This is a genomic window from Pseudomonas sp. P9_2 (assembly GCF_034008255.1).
GTDB lineage: Bacteria > Pseudomonadota > Gammaproteobacteria > Pseudomonadales > Pseudomonadaceae > Aquipseudomonas > Aquipseudomonas synxantha_A.
Map to the genome: position 1 here is coordinate 3,646,873 of NZ_CP125376.1, position 22,538 is coordinate 3,669,410.

Sequence of the window (22,538 nt, forward strand, 5' to 3'; positions counted from 1 at the left end):
ATAAGAGAAGCCTTAGCTTAAGCAGCAGTGGGTTAACGTCAGGTAAACGTCAGCAGAAAGCAGCTCGAGTTCCGTTATCCTGCAAACCTCTGCGCACTCCCTGTTCGAGGTTTTCCCCGTGCATATCCACTTGCTGCTGGTCGAGGACAACCTTGATCTGGCCACCACCGTCATCGAGTATCTGGAGATCAGCGGCATTGTCTGCGACCACGTCAGTAATGGTCAGACCGGGCTTAACCTGGCGCTCAATCAGCATTACGACGTCATCCTCCTGGACATCATGCTGCCGCGACTGAACGGCCAGCAGGTATGTGATCGGTTGCGCCAGCAGGGCATCCAGACGCCCATCCTGATGTTGACCTCGCTGGACGCGCTGTCGGACAAGCTCGCCAGTTTCGCTGCCGGAGCCGACGACTACCTGGTCAAGCCGTTCGAGCTGGCCGAGCTGGTCGCCAGGATTCGCGCCCTGAGCCTGCGCCGCAGCGGCCAGACCAGTCGCCTGCAAGTGGATGACCTGGTAATGGAGCTGACCACCCGCAAAGTCAGCCGCGCAGGGCAGGAGCTGCATTTGTCGCCCATCTGCTGGACCTTGTTGGAAAACCTGATGCGCGCAAGCCCACAGCCGGTCTCTCGGGAGCGCCTGGAAGCGAAGATCTGGGGCGATGAGCCACCCGACACTGATACGCTCAAGGTGCATATGCATCGGTTGCGCAAGGCCGTGGACAAGCCTTTTGGCCGGCCGTTGATCCATACCCTGGCGGGTGTCGGCATTCAGGTAAAACCCCATGCGTAACGGCCTGAGTCTGAAGTGGGTAATCAGCGGCAGTTTCCTGTGTCTGATTGCGGTGGTGCTGGTGATCTACAGCAAGCTGCTGCCTGAATTTACCGTGCGCGGCCTGTTCTATACCGCCAGCGCGATGATGGAGGAGGAAGCCCAATATTTTCTCCGGCACTACAAACAGGACCCGACCACGCCGACGCCGCACAATTACTTCTATACCAGCGTCATCGGCAAGCAGGCATTGCCGCAGGACGTGCGTGAGTTGCTCGATACCCCACCGAGCCTGTCCTTCGGTGCGGTGAATATCTTCGGCGATCTCTATTCCGATGACGACGACGAGCCTTTCCAGATCATCCTCGAACAGCCCCTGGGTGACGGCAAAACCCTCTACATGTACGACATCGACCACGATAACGAAGCCGGGGGTGAGGTCGAGACGCCGTTGTCTGACGCCTATTTCGATCAGGTCATAGAGAGTGTCAAGTTCATCAGCCTGGCGGTATTCGTGCCGGCGCTGATCATCATTGCCTTGCTGGTCTGGTGGCTGGTTCGGCCGCTGGGGCGTCTGGTGCAATGGTCCGGCACACTCAAAGACCCTGATGCCCTGGCCAGCACACGACCTGGTTTCAGCTTCAAGGAGTTCAATATGCTGGCCGATGCCCTGGCCAAAAGTGTTGAGCAGGTGCAGGCCGCCAGCCAGCGTGAAGGCCGCCTGTTGCGCTACACCAGCCATGAACTGCGCACGCCACTGGCGGTGCTCAAGGCCAATATCGAATTGTTGGCCCTGCAATCGGGCGGTGTGCTGCCGCCTTCCTTGCAACGCATAGAACGCTCTGTGATGAACATGCAACTGATCGCCGAGACATTGCTATGGATGAGCCGCGAGCGTTCCGAATCGCTGCCCGAGCAAGACGTTAATCTGAGCGAGGTAGTCGGCGAACTGATTGAGAAGCACCGCTACCTGATCGGTAATCGGGATATCAAGCTAAGCATCGACATCCACAACGAACCTTGCCGACTGCCCCCTACGGCGTGTCGTATCGTGATCGGCAACTTCTTGCGCAATGCGCTGCAATACGCAGAAGAGGGCACGGTAGACATCCGTTTCAAATACCCGCGGCTGATGATTGCCAATCACGTCCGCGAGGCCAAGCCGCGACAGGAGTCCGACGATTTTGGGTATGGGCTAGGGTTGCAGTTGATGCGGCAATTGTGCGCAAAGCTGGGCTGGCAGATTGAAGTGATCCGTGAGCAACAGAGGTTTACGGTCATTCTTGATTTTACGAGCGTGCGGGCTGTCGAGTCAGAACATTAAAGGCAGATAGCGCCTCACAATAGCGACGGCTGGGTGGGGAGCGGTTTTTATACCCGCGCCTCAGCATCACAGCCTACGATTCCCGCGCGCCAGTGCTTCAGCACTGCCACGCAAGAACCGCGAGGGCGTTACAACGTCTGCACAATGACCTGGCTTTTCAAGTCGTTGACCATACTTTCAACCGCCGGTTGCATGGCTGCAAAATCCTCTGGGGTGCAGAGAATCTCTGGCTTGCTAAACACATACTGACGGGTGATCAGCACCGTATTGGCCTTCTTCACATAGGTCGAGCGATAGTCGAAGCCTGCCTGTTTCACCGATACTGCCTTGGGCACCGCGAGGATCTTCACCTTGGCGGGGAACTCCAGGCGCGCAACTTCTGAGATCTCACTCGAAAGGCAGGTGAAGGCCTGGGTGCGTTCCTTTTCGACGATCAAGGAAAACACGCTCTGGCCAATACCGCCGGCCAGGCTGGAGAGGGTAGGTACCCCGGTCGGTCCAGGGAGGTTCACCAGATTGCTGGTGTGGCCTTTAATCGCGAATTTGAAGGTATTGGCAGTGCCGTCCAAGGCGTCAGTTTCGATCAACCCGCTGCCGGATTGCCCATACATGCTCAGAATCTGCTGCACCAGCTGATTACGGTCGGCCGGCTGCATGGCCTTGAGCATGAAGCGGTTAAACTCCGCGCCCCAACCGTCGATGGTGGAGTCATTGGTAAAGTCTGCAGCGCCTTTGGCGTTGACCTTGAAGGCTATGGTTGTGTTCACTTTGCCAGGTTGGCCGGACGGCGTTTCTGTGCGTTCACCGGTCTGTGTCAGCAACACCGGTTTGCCGAGTTCGGGCAGAGGCAGGTAGCCAGCGGCGATGGGTGTCGCGGTGGAGTCCAGGTACAGATCGAGGCTGGGTACATAAGTGATCACATGGTTGAGCACCCCCAGGGTTGGCACCTTGGGCAGTACGTGGGCGTTGCCGGCGTTGATCAGGGCGGGCGAGCTTTCAATGGCGACGGCTTTGAGCAGCGCTTCAAGCAGGGCCACATGGTCCTTGCAGTCGCCATAGCGGTTATCCAGCACCGCTTGCGCTGAATGCGGCACCACGCCGCCGGCACCGACGTACACGGCCACATAACGAATGTTCTTGCGTACCCAATCACTTAGCACAAGGGCCTTGCTGCGTGGGTTGTCGAGGTTGGCGGTGAGTTCCTTGGCCAGTTGGGTCATGGCCGGGGTCACTTCTACCTGTGCGCGCGCGGCGTAGGCTTGGGCAAACTGTTTGTAGTCGGTGAACGTCGATACGGCCAGCAGTTGCCCGTAGTCGGTGTAGGCAACGGAGCCTTCTTCCACACGGTTTTTCTTGGTTTGTTCCAAGTCCCAGCGGTACACCGTTCGCCCGTTGGCGTTGGCTGGCGTGGACGCCTTGAAACCCCGTGAGTCGGCGTACAGCTTCATTTCGGCGGGCATGTCGTAGCTCAGGCGCACCTGTTCATTCTGGTAGAAATCCGGCGAGAAAAGGTCTTCGAACTGCCCTGCAAACAACGGCGTATTGCGATGGCGCTGGTACCGCAGCACCATCCGATCGCCCACTTGCAGCTCCGGGAAGATCACCACCTTGACCCGCGAGTCCTGGAACATCGGCGCCTGGGCAGACTCAAGCTCCTGCTGCTCCTTGATCCGGTCGGGTGTTACCACGACTTTGCGGCCATCGGGTTTGAGGGTGTAGGCCTCGACGATATCCAGGGTTTCGAGGGTGCGATTGTAGGTGACCGAGCGCTGGGCGTTGGAGGTGATCGCGCGCTCTTCATTGATCCGCATGACCCGTTCGACATCCAGTACAAAGCTGCCGTCGGCATTCACGACGTAGGACTGAATATTTTTTTCATGGGCCAGGGAAAGGTCGGTGTAATCGGCACGGGCTTGCGTCGTCAACAGCGCGCAGACCATGACTGCCAGCACACCGAACAGGCGTAACGCAGAGAACGGGAGGCTTTGCATAGAGATCCTTCTGAGCTAGGGGCGCGCCGTTTCACCGGGGCGTATGTTCCTGAATATGCCGATGGACAGGACTCGCAAGCGCTTCGCCTATTCATTTGGCTGACGTTCAAGGGTTATGAAGATTTTTTCAGGTTTCTCTCGCACGCAATGGGTGCCGAGATTTTCCTTTGAGTAAGACGTTTTCGAACGATTTTATTTAGCCCTGATTAATCAAAAAGTTAAGCGCCTCGATTATGGCCTTGGAGCACATGCGTGTTTTTTTTGACGGGCCGATGATTTTTTCCCGTTCGTTTTATTCCAAACAGGTCTTTTACCGAAAAATCAGGCCCATGCTTTATTGGTCGAAGCGGGCGGCGACCTTGGGCAATGCGGTCTTCGAAGCGGCAATCAAGCAACCATTGTTTGAGTTAGCGGTGCCTTCAAAAGGATCAACCCATGGCATTCACCACTCTGATACTCGACGCGCCCGACCCGCCGCTGCTCTATGAGGAAATCGATCGATTCCTTGAACTGGGCTTGGCGGTCGTCCTTAGCCTCTATTATTTCACCGATAAACACAGCATCCAGCAGCGCTACGGCGCACGCATCGGGTATGCCGATATCAACGGCCATGATGAGCGGGGTTTTATCGCCGCGGTGGATCAGGCTGGGGGTTACAGCGTGTTCAAGACGCGCTTGAATATTCCGCTGGGCGGCGAACTGATTCGCGCCGCCAGCTCACCCGGGTTGCCCACACCGCTGCGCGCCATCGCTCAGGCCGGGACCGGCCTCAACCATATCGACCGACAGGCTTGCGAGCAGGCGGGAGTGACGGTTCTGCATACGCCGGGTTCCAACGCGACCGCTGTCGCTGAATACGTGTTGGCCCAGGCGTTGTTTCTGTCTCGGGATCTGGACCACTACAACGCGCAAACCCACCAAGGCCACTGGTCAAAAGGCACCTTGGCGCCTGCTGCTGAATACGCCGAACTCACCCTCGGGCTGGTGGGCACCGGCAGCATTGCCCAGCAGGTGGCGTGCAAAGCCAGCGCCTTGGGGATCAAGGTGATTGCCACCGGGTCCGAGCGCTTTACCGAGCAGGAGGCGCGCCGCCTCGGGCTGCAACGCAGGCAAACCCTGGAACAGTTGCTGGATGAGGCCAATATCGTTTCGATCCATGTGCCGCTCACCCCGCACACTCGCGGCTTATTCGGCAGCGCCGAGTTCAAGCGGATGCGCCAGGGTTCGATACTGATCAATACCGCTCGCGGTGGCATCGTCGACGAGCAGCAACTGGCCGCCTTCATGACCCGGTTTCCCCGGCATATCAAGGCGGTCGCCATTGACACCTTCGCCCTGGAAAAAGACCGTTTCAGCTCGCCTTTGGCGGGCATTGCCGGTGCGCAATTGACGCCGCATATCGCCGGCAATACCACCACCGCAATCCGCACCGCTTCGCAGCGCATCGTCGACCACATCCACGCGTTCAGTCACGCCTTGCAGATGCCGTGTCGCTGATACCGCCTGTAACGGCTGAGGTTCTAAGCGAGCTTCACATTCATGGTGATGTGGGCAGTGAATACCTTGACGCCGCCTGCATCGAAGATCTCTACCGGCACGATCTTGTCGCCCGCGGTCTGCCAATCGATAGCGCTGCCATCGGCGACGGCGCGGATATCGGTTTTCGCCTTGGCCAGGTATTCCACGCTCATGCCCTTGGGAATCCAGCGTGCGCCAGCGGGGATCGATGCATCGGTCATCATGCCACCGGCCAGTTCGGCGGCGTTGCACAGCGCAATGGCATGCACCGAAGCCAGGTGGTTGGTGATTTCCTTGCGAAACGGCACGGTGACCACTGCATGGTTGGGCTTGAGTTCCGCGATCTCGGGAGTGATGGTGCTGAAGTAGGGTGCCATCTGGCACGCCAGGTTACTGAATGCGGCAGGGCCTACGCTATTGAACATGCTCAGTGCTTGGCTCATACGAATATCCTCAAGGTTTGATTACGGAATAATATTCCGTAACAGAACAATATTCTGTAGATTCCATGCCTGTCAACCCGAGCTTTCTCTGGCGGTCGCTCAGCCTATAAACTGTTTTGATTTGGCGTTCCCCCCATGCACTCCATCGATCTCATCGAGCGCACCTTCCCCGGCAGGCGCAGCGACCTCAAGCGCACCATCCTGCGTGAGGCGCTGGCCTGTTTTAACGAGGCAGGCATCGAGGCGACCAACATCGAGACCATCCGTGCGCGCTGCGACACCAGCGTGGGCGCTATCTATCACCACTTCGGCAACAAGGAAGGGCTGGTCGCCGCGCTGTTCTTTGCTGCGCTGGAAGACCAGGCCAGCCTGCGTGACCACTACCTGCAAGCGGCGGATACGGCCCACGCCGGTGTGGTTGGCCTGGTGTACAGCTACGTTGAGTGGGTCACCGCCCAGCCGGACTGGGCGCGGTTTGTTTTCCAAAGCCGTTTTGCCGTGTCCAACGGCCCGTTCAAGGACGAGTTGATTGCGCGCAACAAGCAGCGCAACCAGCAGTTGAAGGAGTGGATGGGCGGGGAAGGGCGCAAGGAACACTTCAGCCATTTGCCCGCAGAACTTATTCCTTCGTTGATCATTGGCGCGGCGGAAAGCTATTCGCGTGCGTGGCTGTCGGCGAAGGTCAAAAAGAGTCCCTTCGAGTACCGTGAGCTGCTGGCTGAAGCGGCGTGGAGATCGATCAGCCAGCGTTAGTCATTCCTCCTCATCCCCCTGTGGGAGCTGTCGAGCTTTGGCGAGGCTGCGATAGCGATGGTTCAGGCGATGAAGATGTTGACTGTGCCGCCGCCTTCGCAGCCTCGCTGGGGCTCGACAGCTCCCACATTAGGGCGGTGCTGTTGTCGGGAGTTGTGTTTGTCGCAATGGCCCTGCCAACCGAGATCACCCCAGCACTGCCAATCTCCTGTGGGAGCTGTCGAGCTTTGGCGAGGCTGCGATAGCGATGGTTCTGGCGATGAAGATGTTGACTGTGCTGCCGCCTTCGCAGCCTCGCTGGGGCTCGACAGCTCCCACATTAGGGCGGTGCTGTTGTCGGGAGTTGTGTTTGTCGCAATGGCCCTGCCAACCGAGATCACCCCAGCACTGCCAATCCCCTGTGGGAGCTGTCGAGCTTTGGCGAGGCTGCGATAGCGATGGTTCTGGCGATGAAGATGTTGACTGTGCTGCCGCCTTCGCAGCCTCGCTGGGGCTCGACAGCTCCCACATTAGGGCGGTGCTGTTGTCGGGAGTTGTGTTTGTCGCAATGGCCCTGCCAATCGAGATCAACTCAGCACCGCTAATCCCTGTGGGAGCTGTCGAGCTTTAGCGAGGCTGCGAAGGCGGTGGTTCAAACGATGAGCCTCTGGGCAATGCCTGCGCCTGATCAAATTCCGTCTGGGGCTATACTGGCCTCCTTCCAACCCATCGAGATCCCCATGAGCACCTCCCTTTCCCTGGCGCCTGCACGCAAGCCTGCCGCGCCACTGATAGCCTTTATCATCCTGGTGGCGGGCGCCCTGTTCCTGCAAAACACCGTTGGCGCACGCCAAGTGTTGTTGCTGGTGGTCGGCGCCGCGCTGGGCCTGACGCTCTACCACGCTGCCTTCGGTTTTACCTCGGCCTGGCGCGTGTTTATCAATGATCGGCGTGGCGCCGGCTTGCGTGCGCAGATGGTGATGCTGGCGGTGGCGGTGCTGCTGTTTTTCCCGGCACTGGGTGCGGGCACTTTGTTCGGCCAGCCGGTCGTGGGGCTGGTGGCGCCGGCCGGTGTGTCGGTGGTGTTCGGGGCGTTTATCTTCGGGATCGGCATGCAACTGGGTGGCGGCTGTGCATCGGGCACCTTGTTCACCGTGGGCGGCGGTAATGCGCGCATGTTGGTGACGCTGCTGTTCTTTATCTGTGGCTCGTTGATCGCCACCCACCACGTCGACTGGTGGTTTGCGTTGCCGTCGTTCCCGGCGGTTTCCATCGTCAACAGTTTCGGTGTGCTGCCGGCGCTGGTCCTGAGCCTGGCGGTGTTCGCGCTGATTGCGGTGGTGACCGTGCGCCTGGAAAAGCGCCGTCACGGCCAGCTTGAACAAGGCGTGCACAGCGAGCATCAAGGGCTGCGTCGTTTTCTGCGTGGGCCCTGGCCGCTGGTGTGGGGCGCGATTGGCCTGGCGCTGCTCAACTACGCCACCCTGGCTCTGGCTGGGCGGCCGTGGGGCATCACCTCGGCGTTCGCGCTGTGGGGCGCCAAAGTGGCGAGCGGGCTGGGTGTGGATGTGGCGAGTTGGGCGTTCTGGCAGATGCCGGGCAATGCCAAGGCCCTGGCCGCGCCGGTCTGGGAAGACATCACCAGCGTCATGGATATCGGCATTGTCCTTGGCGCGCTGCTGGCCGCTGGCTTGGCCGGGCGTTTCGCTCCCAGCCTGAATATTCCGGCACGCTCGTTGATCGCCGCCGTGATCGGCGGCCTGCTGCTCGGCTACGGTTCGCGCCTGGCCTATGGCTGTAATATCGGCGCCTATTTCAGTGGCATCGCCTCGGGCAGCCTGCATGGCTGGGTGTGGCTGGTGGCGGCCTTTATCGGCAACGGCGTGGGCGTGCGCCTGCGGCCCTTCTTCTTTACCGGCGAACGGCCCCAGGTGGCCTTGAGTGGTTGCTGAGCAGTCCGCCCACATTCGCCTGGCGCGCACGCAAGACGCCGGTTTATTGCCCGCCATCGAGCAGTGCGCGGCCCAGGCGTTTCGCGCAATCGAAGGGCTGGCCTGGCTGGCGGATGCCGCGTCGATTGGCGTCGAGTGCCATCGGCAGTGGATCGCGCTATCGACCTGTTGGGTGGTGGTTGATCACCACGACCAACCCCAGGGTTTCCTCAGCGCAGAACGCTTTGGCGACGATCTGCATATCCATGAAGTGTCCGTGGCCCGGCCGCTGCAAGGCCAGGGCTGGGGGCGCAGGCTGGTGGAAACGGCGATGAACCACGCCCGCGCCCAGCAACTGCATGCAGTGACCCTGACCACCTTTGTGCATGTACCGTGGAATGCACCGTTCTACCGGCGCCTGGGCTTCGCTACTCACAGTGATCCGCGTCTGGAAACGATCCTGGCAGATGAATACGCCCATGGCTTCGAACCCGGCAGCCGTTGTGCCATGGTGTGTCCGATGACATGTCCGAATCCGTCCTGAAGTAGTCTGCCTTGCGCCTGTCGTGCGCTGTGGGTTGTCCTTACCATGGCTTGCATCGTTCACCCACTGATGCAAGCCAAAAGGACTGTCCATGAGCCGTAAAGCCCTGATCGTGATCGACGCCCAGCACTCGTTCCGTCATTCAACCTATTGGTCCGAAAATGACCTGCCCGACTATCTGGAAAAACAGCAGGCCCTCATCGACGGTTGTGTTCAGCGGGGCATCCCGGTGGTACAAGTCTTCCATGTTGAAGACCAGGGGCATTTCTCCATGCAATCGGGCAACGTCAGGGCACTGAGCGAGCTGTCGATCAATCCGCAGTTGGTCATCCACAAGCGCTACCACAGTGCCTTGGCCGGCACGCCACTGGCCGCTCGTCTGGTAGAGATGGGCGTTACCACGCTGATCATCAGCGGCATCCGCACCGAGCAATGCTGCGAGACCACCACGCGGCAGGCTTGCGACAGCGGCTTCACGGTGGATTTTGTCAGCGAGGCGACGCTGACCTTCCCGATGACCCACGCGCGTAGCGGCCGGGTCTATACGCCGGCCGAGATTCGCGAACGCACGGAGCTGGTCCTCGATGACCGCTTCGCCCGCATCGTGACGGTCGCCCAGGCCCTGGCGGAGTGAATCGATGAGTGTGCCGGTGCTGTTTGTGCTGTTGCCAAACGTACTGATGCTCGACCTGGCCGGGCCTGCCGAAGTGCTGCGCCTGGCCGCCCAGGTCGATGACCCGGCGGCGGTGGATTTCGACTTGCAGTACGTCAGCCCGGTGGCAACGCTGCACACCTCCATCGGGTTGCCGCTGACGGGGCTGGCGCCACTGCCACCGACCTTGGCCCCCGGCACCCTGGTGGTCTTGGTGGGCTCCACGATGAAGGTCAGCAAGACGCACCAGCAGGCGTTCGACTCGGCCAGCAAGCGGCTGACCCACTGGTTGCAAAACGTCTTCGCACCCTCGGCTGAACGCCTTATCTGCGTATGCGCCGGCGCGTTGAGTGCCGCCAGCGCCGGATTGCTGGATGGCCGCCAATGCACCACGCACCACTCGTTGTGCGCCACCTTGCAAGCCATGGCGCCCAAGGCTCGCGTCCTGGAAAACCGCTTGTACGTGACCGATGGCCCGGTCAGTTGCAGCGCCGGTGTCACGGCCGGTATCGACCTGATGCTGCACCTGGTCGCCGAGCTGGCCGGGCCACGGCTGGCGTGCGCGGTAGCGCGGGACATGGTGGTGTACCTGCGCCGCAGCGGCAGCGACCCGCAGTTGTCGCCGTGGATAACCGGGCGTAATCACCTGCACCCGGCGGTGCATCGGGTGCAGGACGCCATCGCCGCAGCCCCCTGTGAAGCCTGGACCGTGACCCGCATGGCGGCCCTGGCCTGTACCGGCAGCCGCCACCTGGGGCGCTTGTTCCAGGAGCATGTCGGTATCAGCCCGCTGGACTACCTGCACCGCCTGCGCCTGGCTGTGGCCCGTGAACTGCTGGCCGAGTCGGACCTGGGCATTGAAACCGTCGCCGAGCGCGCAGGCTTTGGTTCGGCGCGGCATCTGCGGCGCATCTGGGGCAAGTATGAAGCGGCCACCCCTTCAGCCATGCGTCTTACTCAGCAGGTGTCTCGGGGGACGTAACCGGGTCCTGGCCAGCTTCGGTTTCCAGCTTCAAACGGTCGGCCTTGCTGATGTATTTGTCTTTGCTTTTGGGCGCCAGTTTGGCGCTGGCCTTTTTGGCTTTGGCCTTGAAGAGCTGCTGGAGTTTTTTCTGGCGGTTCATGTCGCGGAGCCTGAGAGGGAAAGGCGCGGATGATACCAGTTTCAGCAAGTGTGACCGGGCGCTGGGTCGCTTTTTAGCGCTGATCTGTGCATTGAATCGTCCTTCGTTTCGCCAATAATCGGGCCGAGTATCCAGCGCAAACGGAAAAGCCCCGATGAGCATTCACACCCGTACCAAACGCATGACTGTCCCTCAATTGGTCGCCATGAAGGGGCAGCAGAAAATCGTCTCCCTGACCGCCTACTCCAGCGCTATCGCCAAGCTGATCGATCCGATCGTCGACTTCATCCTGGTCGGTGACTCCACCGCCATGGTCGGCTATGGCCGGGCGTCGACCCTGAGCATGCAACTGGAAGAAATCATCGGCCACACCCGTGCGGTGGTCGACAGTACGCGCTTGGCCTGTGTGATCGCCGACATGCCGTTTGGCAGTTACCAGGAGTCGTATGAGCAGGCTTTTCGCAACTGTGCCCAAGTATTGGCGCGTACCGGTTGCGATGCGGTCAAGCTGGAGGCCAATCAGGCCCTGGCCGGCACCGTGGAGTTCCTGGTTGCACGAGGTGTACCGGTGATGGCCCACGTGGGGCTGATGCCGCAATTCGTCAACGTCATGGGCGGGTTCAAGGCTCAGGGCCTGAGCGCTGAAACCGCTGCGGTGATTGTCGCCGATGCTCGCGCCAACCTGGAAGCGGGGGCCTTCAGTCTGCTGCTGGAAGGGGTGGCCGAAGGTGTGGCCCGGCAGATCACCCTGGACTCAAGCAAACCCACCATCGGCATCGGCGCATCGCCTGCGTGTGACGGCCAGGTGTTGGTCACCGAGGATGTGCTGGGCCTGGGCGGCGGCTCGATGCCGCGCTTCGTCAAGCAATACGCTGATGTGGGGGCGGTGATTCGCGATGCCTGCGAGCGTTTCGCCGACGATGTGCGCCAGGGTCGTTTTCCCGAAGACCGGCACTGCTACGGGCTTTGACGCAGCGCCTGGGCCAGTAGTTGGACGGCCTGGGCAATGTCCTTGCTCCAGTCGAGTGTGTAGCTCAGGCGCAGGTGATCTGGCCAGGCGCCTTGCTGGCTGAACAGTTCGCCGGGGGCGATGACGATGCGCTGGCTTAGCAAGTGCGCGAACACCTGGCGCATATCCACCGGGCGGCTGGCCCGGAGCCAGAAGCTTGCGCCGCCATGGGGTTCGACCACCTGCCATTGGCCATTGCCGTGGGTTAACAGCAGGGCTTTGAGCTGCGTCATGCGCGCCAGTAACCGTGCGCGCAACGCCTTCAGATGGGCGTCGATACGCTTGGACGCAAACAGCTTGGCGATGGCTTTCTGACGGATCGGCGAGAGGCGAAAGCCGCGCTCCAGGAACAGCTGCTGCAACGGCGCCCCAGCACCGCGACACAGCACATAGCCGTAGGGTGCTTCCGAGCCGATGACTTTGTCGAAGGTCGAAAACACCAGCAGTTTGTGCGGGGCGGCGTAGTCGCGATAACGCGCCGGTTGCGGGCCAAAGTACAGCTCGCCGTAGGTGTCGTTTTCGAACAGCCAGATATCCCGCTCGGCCAACCACTGGCAAATCTGCTGTTTATCCTGCGCGGGCATCACACCGCCCTGTGGCATATTCACCGTCGATGACAGCACCGCCAGGCGGATCGGCTCACGCTTGAGCAGCGTGTTCAGAGCGTCCAGGTCAAAACGCCCATCTGCGCCGAGGGGCATCTCGATCACACGGATTTTCGCCGCCTGCAATTGCCGCAGGATCGCCCACGAACAGGGTGACTCCACCAACGCGAGTGTGCCGGCCAGTTCCAAGGCATTGAGCGAGACCTCTAACACGCTTTGCAAATCCGAGCCGATATACACCTGGTCGGCTTGCCAGTAATGGTCAGTAGAGCGGCTATAGCGTTCGGCCAAGGCCGCGCGCAACTCGGGCTCGCCCATTGGCAGATACAGTGGTGCCAGCGAGCGCGGGTACTGCCGGGTCAGTTCACGTTCCAGCATCAACAAAGGCTGCTCCAGCGACAGCAGCATCGCCGGCGCGTCGCTGCTCAGGGCCAGCATGCCGGGTTGGCGTGCGTTGGCGAAGACCTGGTCGAGCAGGGGAGATGAGCTTGGGTTGATGGTGGCAGCCAAGCCTGGGACGATGAAAAAACCGAGCTTGGGCCTGGCCTGGATCCGCCCTTGTTCCTCAAGCAATGCATACGCGTACTTGGTGGTCGACACCGACACGCCCAGGCACAGGGCCAGTTGGCGCAGGGACGGCAATTTGCGTTCGCCGTCGGCAGGGCAGGCCTCGATCAGCTCGATGAGGTAGCGGTACACCGCTTGATAGGCGAAGGTGTCTTTTTTGCCGCTATTCATCGCCGTGGTCCTGGATTAATGGTTCAGCGTGCCAGGAACTCGCTGATCAACGTGATCACCTGCTGCTGGATCACCGGGCGTGGCCGCGCATCCTTGCCGTCCTGGCAAATAATGCCATCGCCGGGCACATCGGCGTCGAGTATCGCCGCCGCGCCCGGTTTGCATTGGGACATAAAACTGAAATGGCTGGCGTCGCGGATCTCCACGTACTGCGTCGAGGCTTTTGGCAACCGCTTGGCCATGTCGGCCGATTCCATCTGCGCCGGCAAATCCGCTGACGGCACACCGGCGGCGATCACCAAGGCCCGCACCGGAAGCGCCGCCAGGCTTGCATCGGTAAACCCGCGCGACAGGCCCAGGTCCAAAGACACCACGGCGCTGACGCGTTTGTCGCTCAAGTCCGCGGCCAATTGCTCCTTCCCGTTCGCAGTGCCCTCAGGATTCATCTCGCGGTAGGCGGTACACGCGACCAGCGTCGGATGGGCGCTGCAGTCCCGGGCAAACAGCGCCGGGTCAAAACGCGCACCGGCCGTCTCCATCACCGTCCAGCCCCCCAGGGAATGCCCCACCACCGCGATCCGGTCGCTATCCACCGCACCGAATGGCGCCGGCTGCGCCAGCAACGCATCAATGGCCCGACTCAAATCCCTCGGCCGTTGCCATAACTGCGCAGCCGCCTGCGCGCTGCGATCCTGGCTGGTAGTGCCCGGGTGGTTGACCGCTGCCACGATATAACCCTGCCGGGCCAGAGCACTGGCCAGCCACGCCTGTTTGCCCCAATTGCCACCGTAGCCGTGGGAGAGCACCACCAAAGGATGCTTGCCGGGCGTCGGCGCCGCATCCGGAACGGCCAGCACGCCGATGAACACCACATTGTCGGCGATCAGCCTGGGGTTGGCATTGGTGGTGGCGGGGTACCACACAGCCATTTCCAGCGGGCGGTTGTTGTGGGTGTCTGGCAGGGTGGTGGTTTGAAAGCCGACGGGGCTGTCGCTGGCGAATGCGGGAGCGCTCAGGCACATCAGCAGCAGAGCGGCGAGGGGGGCTTTCATGCTTTTTTCGTCCTTGAAAGGGAGGGCGCAGCATGACCCGAAACGGTCGGTTCAGGTAGAGGGGAGGCGGGACTACGAAGTGGCTGACAGAGTCCTACTGCTTGGTATTACAGATGCGGACTTCACGTTTTTAGGAAGTAGCTGGCTTACTTGAAGCTGTAAATCATGCAGTGTTGGAGCGTGAATCCTATTGGATGTGTCGACACTGACCTTTAATTAAAGGGTGATGATTATGGAGCTTATAGGTGCATCATTTGGTCCTGTTGTCCGTGACTTGAGCCCAGCCTCGGTGTTGCCTCTTCGAGACCCTATCGGCGCGCCTGCCGTTGTTGAAGCCGATGCTGACAACACCTTATCGATCCTGGCGAGGCAACTAAGTGACGCTGCCAACCATGACGCCGGCATGCGTCAAGAAGACCCAGGCAACAACCTCTCCAACCCGCTCGATGCGATCAGCGACGAAAGATATTTCGCTGACAAAGCTCAGCATGATGCTGAGGTTCCCGATACTCACGTTCTGGAATTGCTTGAGCGCGCCAAGCAAGCCACCGCCTTTGCCAACGGTTTGGCCAGTAACCCTTTCAAAGGACTCGCGGTCGATCAATTGACGCTGATTGCTCGCGACGAAAGCGGTACGTTCACCGTCAACGAACGGCGCGCAGCCTGGCAGGAGGTTCGCCTGAATGAACAGCGGGTCAGCGCCTCTTCAGGTTCCGCCATTGGGCGTGAACTCATGATTTCTCGGCTCTTCCTGGGGTATGAACCTGCGGTGGCCGAAGGCACCCTGACCTCTAGCAATATGGCCCAAAGCAGTTACGACTTCCTGACTCGTGATGATCGCAGCCTGTTGTCGGACATGTACGCCTATGCGCAGGAGCAAGGAGCCGACTTGGCATATGTCGACATGCTGGCCTACGACCTCGGCAACTACCGCCATCACGACAATGGTCGCCAGCTCTTGAGCGGTAACAATGGCTACAACCAGGAGGGGCGCCGGGTGACGTTCAACTTCAAGGAGCATGATGTAGCTGCGGCATCACGCATTCTGAACGGCTCGGCCATTGACTCTACCCGCCTCGAACAGGGTTTTTTGCGTCATGTCCTGAACCCGGACTTCGGTGCGCTGAGCAATATGGGCAGCATCGCTTTTCTTGAGCAGATGGTGCTGAAATTTTCCAGTGCAGGTGCCACGCAAGCTTTGCTGGGCAGGGAGTTCGCGACTTATACACCGATAAGTATCAACGACAATATGGTGGTCACAGTAGCCGAAGAGGTAACGCTCACATTTGATGAGCCCGTGCTTATCAACACCGATGGCATCTGGACCATCACCGAAAAAGGTAAGGCCGCGGGTTACACCATGGATCCGGCCACCGGAAAACCGCGTCGGGCGGCTGCGCCTTCAGTCGACGACAGGCAGCCGCACAGCGTCGTCGGTGAGGCCGTAGCCGACCCTTTGAAGACGCGCTCACTGGTAGACATCCTTGCAGGCACCCCCGATCAGTCCACCCCGCGATGGCGCTGGCCTGGGTATTTATTAAAATTGATGAAAAATCCAAAACCATGAGGAGGGGTGCAATCACACGCCTTGGCCACCCACTGACTTAGGTTTAAAGCCAACTTTAAGGTCAATGGTTTTCGAAGGTAAACCCGAGGGTGTGGCATGTGCAGAATGCGCAGCTGCTGATTAATCGTCTGCGCGAGGAAGGGGTGGCTCCAGCGTCTTCCAAGAGAAAGAGCGCCCGCCAGGCCCCGAAGGCCTGACCGGCGCAAAGGTGCTGCCGAGTCGTCGTTAAGTCGATCATGACGACGCGGCGGTCTATCGGGTGGCTGCAAGACTAGCTAACCGTTGAAGCACTTTCCCTCGCCATCAATTTGTCCACCAACAAAACCCCCAATTCACTCAGCTGATGAATCGCCAGCGCGACATCGCGCTGTTTGCCTGACAGTTCATCCGACAGGTCAAGCAATAACGCTGTCACCGAGGAAAAGGTTTCGTAGCTGTTGGCGATGAGCATTTCGTTGCTGGCGTCGTCGGCAACGTTGAACAGCGGTGAGGGAGGTGGTTCGGCGTGGGTGTTAAGGGATGCCTGATCAAGCTTGAGGTTTGGATCGTTTGGAGGGTTAGGCGTGATTTTGTACATATGCGTAATTCCTGAGTGGGGCCGACACCGTTTCGCTACTAAACGAAAGGGTGGCAGCTGTACGCAGGTTAGTAGACCGGGGAATTACACAAAGCCGGCGCACCCGAAGGTGCCCTACGCACAGCCACCATCAGGCACAGACAGGAACGTCTGATAGATGAAGCTCATGCACTAAGTGTAATTGACCCTCGGGCTACTAAACCCGATCACTGAGTTGTCAGCGACCGAGCCACCTTAGAGACGCCCACCCAAGCGCACAAGCCGGCGGATTCTGACGCAACTGTAGGCAATGGAGCAAGGTGGTGAAGCTTGCTGTAGGACATGTCTACAGGGTGCCGTCATCGTTACTTCGATACCCCGAAGGCGACGTTCCCGGTGGTGCGGCAAAATGCTGCCTCGACAACAACGCAGCGCAAAATGTGGGAGGGGGCTTGCTCCCGATAGCGGTAGGTCAGCCAACCTTTCAGTGACAGATACACCGCAATCGGGAGCAAGCCCCCTCCCACATTGGATGTGTGTTGCTGGTATTAAAAAAGCAATGGCATATGCAAGATGTAGCCAGTAGGCTACAGGCGGACAAAAGATTCTCGATGCCCTGAGAGGTCAATGACATGAGTCAGTCAACATTCAAACCAGAGGACATGCCGATCCTCGAGCTGGATACATCCGGCACCAGCGCCTATGAGGCTTCTCGCTTTCTCGATAGCCCGCAAGCCATCAGCGCTTATCTTGCGCAAAGCATGGCGTGCCATGATCCGCAAGTCCTTATGAAAGCGCTGGCCGAGGTTGCCAAGGCCCAGGGTGTGAACAAGGTTGCCGAAGCGGCGGGGGTGAATCGGGAGAGCTTGTATAAAACCCTGAAAGGCGGCTCAAAGACGCGTTATGAGACGGTCCAGAAGCTGATGTTGGCATTGGGGGTGGAACTGACGGTGCAACCGATTGCCGCGACCACAATTAAAAAAACGGCCGTCACCGGCAAAACCTGATGGACCCAAAAGGGGGACGGTTTATTTGATTGAAAATAGAGACGTCCCTTTTTGTCCACAGAGGGCTATCTCTTACGAAGGGATGATGCGATTTACGAAAGAAGCTGAGTTGATGTGCGCCTGGTCTTGTAGGAAATCCACCTCTAGCAGCGTAAGGTTATTCCCATAACACTGGTTATATATCCAGTATTTTCGAGTCGGCGCGCTCATGAAACGAAAATGAGTGAAAAATGGGCCAGTGGCAAAAAAAAGCGACTCCGTTAGGTTGAGGTCCTCTCCTTCAAGAAAGGAGAGTTCTTAATCAAATCAATGGAGTCACAAAATGAACAAACCACAAACCCAGACACCGCTTCGCCATGGTCGTGTCACATCCCCTTCCAGCCGTGGTGCAGTCGCCGTGGATCTGGGCCTGCTGGAGACCTGGCAGGTCAATGAAATGGAAGGCGGCAAAAACTTCCCGGCACTGATGGCCGGTCCGTTCCCGGCGCCTTATCAAACCGACAGTGACAGCGTCACTCCACCAGCCGACGGCTTCATCCTCAGCGGTGGCAAGACCGATGCGCGTGACTGCGTCAACTTCACCCACGAGGAAATGGCCAAGAAACTCGGCCGCGCCTTCACCTGGCCGTTGCTCAATGTCGAGCCGGGTCAGACCTTCAAGGTCACCTGGGCATACACCGCGCCGCACACCACCCGTGGCTATCGCTGGCTGATCACCAAGGATGGCTGGGATCCGAAACAACGCATCACCCGCGCACAACTGGAAACCCAGCCGTTCGCTGAAGACTTCTATACCCAGGTGCCGTACTACAGCCATGCAGGCGAACTGAAGGCCAAGGTCAATCATGAAGTGAAACTGCCGGCCAACAAAAAGGGCCAGCATGTGATCGTATTGATGTGGATCGTCGCCAACACCGGCAACGCCTTCTATCAAGCCTTCGACGTGGACTTCAAATAAGCCCGCGCCGTTAAACCCACACGTTCTGAAGGATTAGAACATGTCAAATATTGACTTTACCTCACTGCAATCGCCGCTCAACGACGCCGCTTCGCTGATGCCGAGCATTGCCGGCAAAAAGATCCTCATGGGCTTCTGGCACAACTGGCCTGCCGGCCCGAGCGATGGCTACCAGCGTGGCCAGTTCGCCAATATGAGCCTGGCGGACGTACCAAGGGATTACAACGTGGTGGCCGTGGCCTTCATGAAGGGCAACGGTATCCCGACCTTCAAACCGTACAACCTGTCCGACGCCGAGTTCCGTCGCCAGGTGGGCGTGCTGAACAGCCAGGGCAGGGCGGTGCTGATTTCCCTTGGCGGCGCCGATGCACACATCGAACTGCATAAAGGCAACGAACAGCCACTGGCCAACGAGATTATCCGCCTGGTGGAAACCTATGGCTTTGATGGCCTGGATATCGATCTTGAACAGAGCGCGATTGATTTCGCCGACAACAAGACTGTCCTGCCCGCCGCGTTGAAATTGGTCAAGGACCACTACGCCGGTCAAGGCAAACACTTCATTATCAGCATGGCGCCGGAGTTTCCCTACCTCACCACCGCCGGCAAATACGTCGGGTACATCCAGGCGCTGGAAGGCTATTACGACTTCATCGCCCCACAGTATTACAACCAGGGTGGCGACGGGATCTGGGTGCAGGAGGTCAACAACGGCAACGGTGCCTGGATTGCCCAGAACAACGACGCGATGAAGGAGGACTTCCTGTTTTACCTGACCGAAAGCCTGGTGAGCGGAACGCGCGGGTTTACCAAAATCCCGGCAGACAAGTTCGTGATTGGCCTGCCTGCGAACGTCGATGCGGCTGCCACCGGTTATGTGACCAACCCAGCAGCTGTGACCCATGCTTTCAAGCGTTTGTACGACAAAGGATTGTCGATCAAGGGCCTGATGACCTGGTCGGTGAATTGGGACAACGGGATCAGCAAAGACCACGTGCCCTACAACTGGGAATTCAGCCGCCGTTATGGTCCGCTGATCAATGGCACTGCTCTTTCTGGCCTGGAGCAGGACGCAGCGGGTCTGGAGGTCGCCAGTCAGCAATAGCGCAAAGAGACCTCTGGCAGACGTGCCAGAGGTCAAACAGCTAAGCTTCTGATCTGACTAAAATCCGATGCCTGTTTGGGCATCGGATTTTTTGCGTCACGCTCAAATTGCGCTGAGCGCTCCTAAAGCCGATTCACCGCACCAAGCAAGGCCGCTTGTTATCAAAGCCCCAACCCGGAATCAAGAACTGCATCGCCACACTGTCATCTCGTGCCCCAAGGCCCATGCCTTTGTACAGTTCATGAGCCTTGGCCACCGCGTCCATATCGATATCCACACCCAGGCCCGGCTTGGCCGGCACCTTTACGTAACCCCCTTCAATCTTCAGCGGTTCGCTGGTCAGGCGCTGGCCGTCCTGCCAGATCCAGTGGGTGTCGATGGCGGTGATCTCACCCGGGGCGGCCGCAGCCACCTGGGTGAACATCGCCAGGGAAATATCGAAGTGGTTGTTGGAGTGCGAGCCCCAGGTCAGGCCCCACTCGTTGCACATTTGTGCGACGCGCACCGAGCCTTGCATTGTCCAGAAGTGCGGGTCGGCGAGGGGGATGTCCACTGATTGCAGCTGGATGGCGTGGCCCATTTCACGCCAGTCGGTGGCGATCATGTTGGTAGCGGTTTTAAGGCCCGTGGCGCGGCGGAATTCGGCCATGACTTCGCGGCCCGAGTAGCCGTTTTCTGCGCCGCAGGGGTCTTCGGCGTAGGCCAGCACATGATGCTGGTCGCGGCACAGGCGGATGGCTTCTTTCAACGACCAGGCACCGTTTGGGTCAAGGGTGATGCGCGCGTCGGGAAAGCGTTCGGCCAGCGCGGTGACGGCTTCTATTTCGGCGTCGCCACTCAATACGCCGCCCTTGAGCTTGAAATCGTTGAAACCATATTTGGCCTTGGCCGCTTCGGCCAGGCGCACCACCGCGTCGGCGGTCAGAGCTTTTTCATGACGCAGGCGGAACCACTCATCATCGGCGTCGGCCTCGTTGCGGTAAGCCAGGTCGGTGGCGTTGCGATCCCCCACATAGAACAGGTAGCCGAGCATCTTCACCGCGTCGCGTTGCTGGCCTTCGCCAAGCAAGGCGGCCACCGGCACTTCGAGGAACTGGCCCAGCAGGTCGAGCAGAGCGGCCTCCATAGCAGTGACGGCGTGAATGGTAATGCGCAGGTCGAAGGTTTGCAGGCCGCGCCCGGCGGCGTCCCGCGATGCGAAGGTGCTGCGCATCTGGTTAAGCACGCGCTGGTACTGGCCAATCGGCTGACCGATCACCAGGCTGCGTGCATCTTCAAGGGTTTCACGAATGCGCTCGCCGCCGGGCACTTCGCCCACGCCGGTGTTGCCGCTGCTGTCCTTGAGGATGACGATATTGCGCGTGAAGTAGGGGCCGTGGGCACCGCTGAGGTTCAGCAACATGCTGTCGTGGCCGGCGACCGGGATGACCTGGAAATGGGTGACTACAGGGGTATTCATGGCAAGGTCCTTATATACGCTCAAAGGGATTTGCTGATGGCGGCGCCTGAGGGGGCAGCGCTATGTGAGGTCTGCACGACAGAGGGCGACGTCTTGGCGAAAAACACCAGAATGGCCGCAAGCACCGAGGTGCCGGCCAGGCCATACAGCCCGCCCTGGATCGAGCCGGTGGTTTGTTCCAGAAAGCCGAAGGTGGTTGGCGCGACAAAGCCGCCCAGGTTGCCGATGGAGTTGATCAGTGCGATCACGGCGGCGGCGATGCGCACGTCGAGGTAGCCCTGGGGGATCGGCCAGAACAGCGACGACGCGGACTTGAACCCGATGGCCGCAAAGCAGATCGCGACGAAGGCGAATATCGGCCCGCCGGTGGTGGACATGAACATGCCGGCCGCCGCGATCAGCAGGGCCGCCGCGACCCAGGCTTGCTGGAACTTGAACTTGCCCGACAGCGACGCAAAGGCGTACATGGCAATGATGGAGATCAGCCAGGGGATCGAGTTGAAGAAACCCACCTGCACATCACTCAGGTCGCCCATTTTCTTGATGATGCTCGGCAGCCAGAAGGTGGCGGCATAGATCGTCAGTTGAATGCAGAAGTACAGAGCGCAGAACAGCAGGATCTGGCGGTCCTTGAGCAACTTGCCGATGGTCGGTTTCACCGTGGTCAGGGCTTCACGTTCGCGCTGTTCCTGGTCGATGGCGTCAACCAGGGCGTCCTGTTCTTCGCGGGTCATCCACTTGGCATCATGGGGCTTGGAGTCCAGCCAGAACCACACAAAAAAGCCCAGTGCCACCGAAGCCAGGCCCTCGATACCGAACATCCATTGCCAGCCGTGCAAGCCAAAACCTTCGATCTGCAACAACGCGCCCGACAACGGCCCGGAGATCAACGACGCCACCGCCGAGCCACTGAGGAAAATAGCGATGGCCTTGCCGCGCTCCACGCCGGGCAACCAACGCGTGAAGTAATAGATCACGCCGGGGAAGAACCCGGCTTCCGCCACGCCCAGCAAGAAACGCAGGATGTAGAAGTGGGTTTCGTTCTGGATAAACGCCATCAGCGTGGCGACGATGCCCCAGGTGAACATGATGCGGGTCAGCCAGATACGGGCGCCGACCTTTTGCAGCAGCATGTTGGACGGCACTTCGAACAGCGCATAACCGATGAAGAACAGCCCGGCGCCGAAGCCGTAGGCCGCTGCGCCGATCCCCAGGTCATGCTCCATGTGCGTGCGCACAAAGCCGATATTGACCCGGTCGATGTAGTTGAGGATGAACATGACCACGAACAGTGGCAGCACATGGCGCTTCACTTTGCTCACGGCGCGGGCGAGCACTGAATCACTTTCGGGTACGGCCGATGCTGGGCTTGAATGGCTCACCATTTGAAACTTCCCCCTGATTGTTTTTATGCGGGTTTGGCTGTTTTGTTGACAGACATCATACAAGTG

General features: G+C 59.5%; 20 protein-coding genes and 2 pseudogenes. 14 read left to right on the plus strand and 8 right to left on the minus strand.

Annotated features, from left to right (window positions below):
- Positions 1-118: 118 nt before the first annotated feature.
- On the plus strand, positions 119-793 hold the full coding sequence (locus tag QMK52_RS16285) for a response regulator transcription factor (RefSeq protein WP_078821902.1): 675 nt from the start codon (positions 119-121) through the stop codon (positions 791-793).
- Entirely contained in the window at positions 786-2,096 is a 1,311-nt protein-coding gene (locus QMK52_RS16290; RefSeq protein WP_320403074.1) for a HAMP domain-containing sensor histidine kinase, read from the plus strand. The genes QMK52_RS16285 and QMK52_RS16290 overlap by 8 nt, the downstream gene beginning before the upstream one ends.
- 128 nt (positions 2,097-2,224) lie before the next feature.
- Here QMK52_RS16290 and QMK52_RS16295 read toward each other — a convergent pair whose 3' ends face one another.
- Positions 2,225-4,087 (minus strand): DUF3857 and transglutaminase domain-containing protein, encoded by a 1,863-nt coding sequence (locus tag QMK52_RS16295; RefSeq protein WP_320403075.1) that lies wholly within the window; start codon positions 4,085-4,087, stop codon positions 2,225-2,227.
- 435 nt (positions 4,088-4,522) lie between these two features.
- On the opposite strand from QMK52_RS16295, the gene QMK52_RS16300 reads away from it, so the two are divergent.
- Positions 4,523-5,584: an NAD(P)-dependent oxidoreductase gene (locus QMK52_RS16300; protein WP_320403076.1), complete on the plus strand. Its 1,062-nt coding sequence runs from the start codon at positions 4,523-4,525 to the stop codon at positions 5,582-5,584.
- Between the two features lie 23 nt (positions 5,585-5,607).
- Here the strand turns inward: QMK52_RS16300 and QMK52_RS16305 are convergent, their stop codons facing one another.
- Positions 5,608-6,048 (minus strand): hotdog fold domain-containing protein, encoded by a 441-nt coding sequence (locus QMK52_RS16305; protein ID WP_005789870.1) that lies wholly within the window; start codon positions 6,046-6,048, stop codon positions 5,608-5,610.
- 135 nt (positions 6,049-6,183) lie between these two features.
- Between QMK52_RS16305 and QMK52_RS16310 the strand changes: the two genes are divergently transcribed.
- The 5 genes from QMK52_RS16310 (at position 6,184) to QMK52_RS16330 (ending at position 10,889) form a co-directional block, all read left to right on the plus strand.
- Positions 6,184-6,801 carry a TetR/AcrR family transcriptional regulator gene (locus QMK52_RS16310; RefSeq protein ID WP_320403077.1) on the plus strand — a complete coding sequence of 206 codons (618 nt, stop codon included), beginning with the start codon at positions 6,184-6,186 and terminating at the stop codon, positions 6,799-6,801.
- A 719-nt stretch (positions 6,802-7,520) separates the two neighbouring features.
- Positions 7,521-8,732, plus strand: a complete 1,212-nt coding sequence (locus QMK52_RS16315) for a YeeE/YedE family protein (RefSeq protein WP_005789868.1) — start codon at positions 7,521-7,523, stop codon at positions 8,730-8,732.
- The gene (locus QMK52_RS16320; RefSeq protein WP_005789867.1) at positions 8,722-9,255 is read left to right on the plus strand and encodes a GNAT family N-acetyltransferase; all 534 of its coding nucleotides are present in this window, start codon (positions 8,722-8,724) and stop codon (positions 9,253-9,255) included. Before QMK52_RS16315 ends, QMK52_RS16320 begins: the two co-directional genes overlap by 11 nt.
- Positions 9,256-9,346: 91 nt before the next feature.
- A complete protein-coding gene (locus tag QMK52_RS16325; RefSeq protein WP_005789866.1) occupies positions 9,347-9,889 on the plus strand; it encodes a cysteine hydrolase family protein in 543 nt (180 codons plus the stop codon).
- Positions 9,890-9,893: 4 nt separating this feature from the next.
- Complete coding sequence (locus QMK52_RS16330; protein ID WP_005789865.1) at positions 9,894-10,889, plus strand: GlxA family transcriptional regulator; 996 nt, start codon at positions 9,894-9,896, stop codon at positions 10,887-10,889.
- Here QMK52_RS16330 and QMK52_RS16335 read toward each other — a convergent pair.
- Positions 10,861-11,031: a DUF2986 domain-containing protein gene (locus tag QMK52_RS16335; protein WP_005789864.1), complete on the minus strand. Its 171-nt coding sequence runs from the start codon at positions 11,029-11,031 to the stop codon at positions 10,861-10,863. The two genes, QMK52_RS16330 and QMK52_RS16335, sit on opposite strands and share 29 nt — an antisense overlap.
- A gap of 154 nt (positions 11,032-11,185) precedes the next feature.
- Between QMK52_RS16335 and panB the strand changes: the two genes are divergently transcribed.
- Positions 11,186-12,001, plus strand: coding sequence for a 3-methyl-2-oxobutanoate hydroxymethyltransferase (panB, locus tag QMK52_RS16340; RefSeq protein ID WP_005789863.1), 816 nt, complete (start codon positions 11,186-11,188; stop codon positions 11,999-12,001).
- Here panB and QMK52_RS16345 read toward each other — a convergent pair.
- Both QMK52_RS16345 and QMK52_RS16350 read right to left on the minus strand, forming a co-directional pair.
- On the minus strand, positions 11,989-13,383 hold the full coding sequence (locus tag QMK52_RS16345; RefSeq protein ID WP_320403078.1) for a PLP-dependent aminotransferase family protein: 1,395 nt from the start codon (positions 13,381-13,383) through the stop codon (positions 11,989-11,991). The two genes, panB and QMK52_RS16345, sit on opposite strands and share 13 nt — an antisense overlap.
- A 23-nt stretch (positions 13,384-13,406) precedes the next feature.
- Positions 13,407-14,435, minus strand: a complete 1,029-nt coding sequence (locus QMK52_RS16350) for an alpha/beta hydrolase family protein (protein ID WP_194438800.1) — start codon at positions 14,433-14,435, stop codon at positions 13,407-13,409.
- A gap of 232 nt (positions 14,436-14,667) precedes the next feature.
- Between QMK52_RS16350 and QMK52_RS16355 the strand changes: the two genes are divergently transcribed.
- Complete coding sequence (locus QMK52_RS16355; RefSeq protein ID WP_320403079.1) at positions 14,668-16,002, plus strand: hypothetical protein; 1,335 nt, start codon at positions 14,668-14,670, stop codon at positions 16,000-16,002.
- Between the two features lie 73 nt (positions 16,003-16,075).
- Positions 16,076-16,199: pseudogene (locus tag QMK52_RS16360) on the plus strand (MerR family transcriptional regulator); the annotation flags it as partial.
- Between the two features lie 74 nt (positions 16,200-16,273).
- Here QMK52_RS16360 and QMK52_RS16365 read toward each other — a convergent pair.
- Positions 16,274-16,579, minus strand: coding sequence for a DUF6124 family protein (locus QMK52_RS16365; RefSeq protein ID WP_194438796.1), 306 nt, complete (start codon positions 16,577-16,579; stop codon positions 16,274-16,276).
- 611 nt (positions 16,580-17,190) lie between these two features.
- Between QMK52_RS16365 and QMK52_RS16370 the strand changes: the two genes are divergently transcribed.
- From QMK52_RS16370 to QMK52_RS16380, 3 genes and pseudogenes are all read left to right on the plus strand, one after another.
- On the plus strand, positions 17,191-17,565 hold the full coding sequence (locus tag QMK52_RS16370) for an addiction module antidote protein (RefSeq protein ID WP_032803654.1): 375 nt from the start codon (positions 17,191-17,193) through the stop codon (positions 17,563-17,565).
- A 322-nt stretch (positions 17,566-17,887) separates the two neighbouring features.
- Positions 17,888-18,523, plus strand: a complete 636-nt coding sequence (locus QMK52_RS16375; RefSeq protein WP_005789853.1) for a lytic polysaccharide monooxygenase auxiliary activity family 9 protein — start codon at positions 17,888-17,890, stop codon at positions 18,521-18,523.
- 40 nt (positions 18,524-18,563) lie between these two features.
- Positions 18,564-19,565 (plus strand): annotated as a pseudogene (locus tag QMK52_RS16380) (chitinase); the annotation flags it as partial.
- Positions 19,566-19,761: 196 nt separating this feature from the next.
- On the opposite strand, the gene gudD reads toward QMK52_RS16380, so the two are convergent.
- The gene (gene gudD, locus QMK52_RS16385) at positions 19,762-21,087 is read right to left on the minus strand and encodes a glucarate dehydratase (protein WP_194438789.1); all 1,326 of its coding nucleotides are present in this window, start codon (positions 21,085-21,087) and stop codon (positions 19,762-19,764) included.
- A 20-nt stretch (positions 21,088-21,107) separates the two neighbouring features.
- The gene (locus QMK52_RS16390; protein ID WP_005789849.1) at positions 21,108-22,469 is read right to left on the minus strand and encodes an MFS transporter; all 1,362 of its coding nucleotides are present in this window, start codon (positions 22,467-22,469) and stop codon (positions 21,108-21,110) included.
- Positions 22,470-22,538 lie beyond the last annotated feature (69 nt).

Excerpts from the sequence above, each read along its gene's own strand:
- QMK52_RS16290 (WP_320403074.1), top strand. The coding sequence starts at position 786 with ATGCGTAACGGCCTGAGTCTGAAGTGGGTAATCAGCGGCAGTTTCCTG.
- QMK52_RS16295 (WP_320403075.1), bottom strand. The coding sequence starts at position 4,087 with ATGCAAAGCCTCCCGTTCTCTGCGTTACGCCTGTTCGGTGTGCTGGCA.
- QMK52_RS16300 (WP_320403076.1), top strand. The coding sequence starts at position 4,523 with ATGGCATTCACCACTCTGATACTCGACGCGCCCGACCCGCCGCTGCTC.
- QMK52_RS16305 (WP_005789870.1), bottom strand. The coding sequence starts at position 6,048 with ATGAGCCAAGCACTGAGCATGTTCAATAGCGTAGGCCCTGCCGCATTC.
- QMK52_RS16310 (WP_320403077.1), top strand. The coding sequence starts at position 6,184 with ATGCACTCCATCGATCTCATCGAGCGCACCTTCCCCGGCAGGCGCAGC.
- QMK52_RS16315 (WP_005789868.1), top strand. The coding sequence starts at position 7,521 with ATGAGCACCTCCCTTTCCCTGGCGCCTGCACGCAAGCCTGCCGCGCCA.
- QMK52_RS16325 (WP_005789866.1), top strand. The coding sequence starts at position 9,347 with ATGAGCCGTAAAGCCCTGATCGTGATCGACGCCCAGCACTCGTTCCGT.
- QMK52_RS16330 (WP_005789865.1), top strand. The coding sequence starts at position 9,894 with ATGAGTGTGCCGGTGCTGTTTGTGCTGTTGCCAAACGTACTGATGCTC.
- QMK52_RS16335 (WP_005789864.1), bottom strand. The coding sequence starts at position 11,031 with ATGAACCGCCAGAAAAAACTCCAGCAGCTCTTCAAGGCCAAAGCCAAA.
- panB (WP_005789863.1), top strand. The coding sequence starts at position 11,186 with ATGAGCATTCACACCCGTACCAAACGCATGACTGTCCCTCAATTGGTC.
- QMK52_RS16345 (WP_320403078.1), bottom strand. The coding sequence starts at position 13,383 with ATGAATAGCGGCAAAAAAGACACCTTCGCCTATCAAGCGGTGTACCGC.
- QMK52_RS16350 (WP_194438800.1), bottom strand. The coding sequence starts at position 14,435 with ATGAAAGCCCCCCTCGCCGCTCTGCTGCTGATGTGCCTGAGCGCTCCC.
- QMK52_RS16355 (WP_320403079.1), top strand. The coding sequence starts at position 14,668 with ATGGAGCTTATAGGTGCATCATTTGGTCCTGTTGTCCGTGACTTGAGC.
- QMK52_RS16365 (WP_194438796.1), bottom strand. The coding sequence starts at position 16,579 with ATGTACAAAATCACGCCTAACCCTCCAAACGATCCAAACCTCAAGCTT.
- QMK52_RS16370 (WP_032803654.1), top strand. The coding sequence starts at position 17,191 with ATGAGTCAGTCAACATTCAAACCAGAGGACATGCCGATCCTCGAGCTG.
- QMK52_RS16375 (WP_005789853.1), top strand. The coding sequence starts at position 17,888 with ATGAACAAACCACAAACCCAGACACCGCTTCGCCATGGTCGTGTCACA.
- gudD (WP_194438789.1), bottom strand. The coding sequence starts at position 21,087 with ATGAATACCCCTGTAGTCACCCATTTCCAGGTCATCCCGGTCGCCGGC.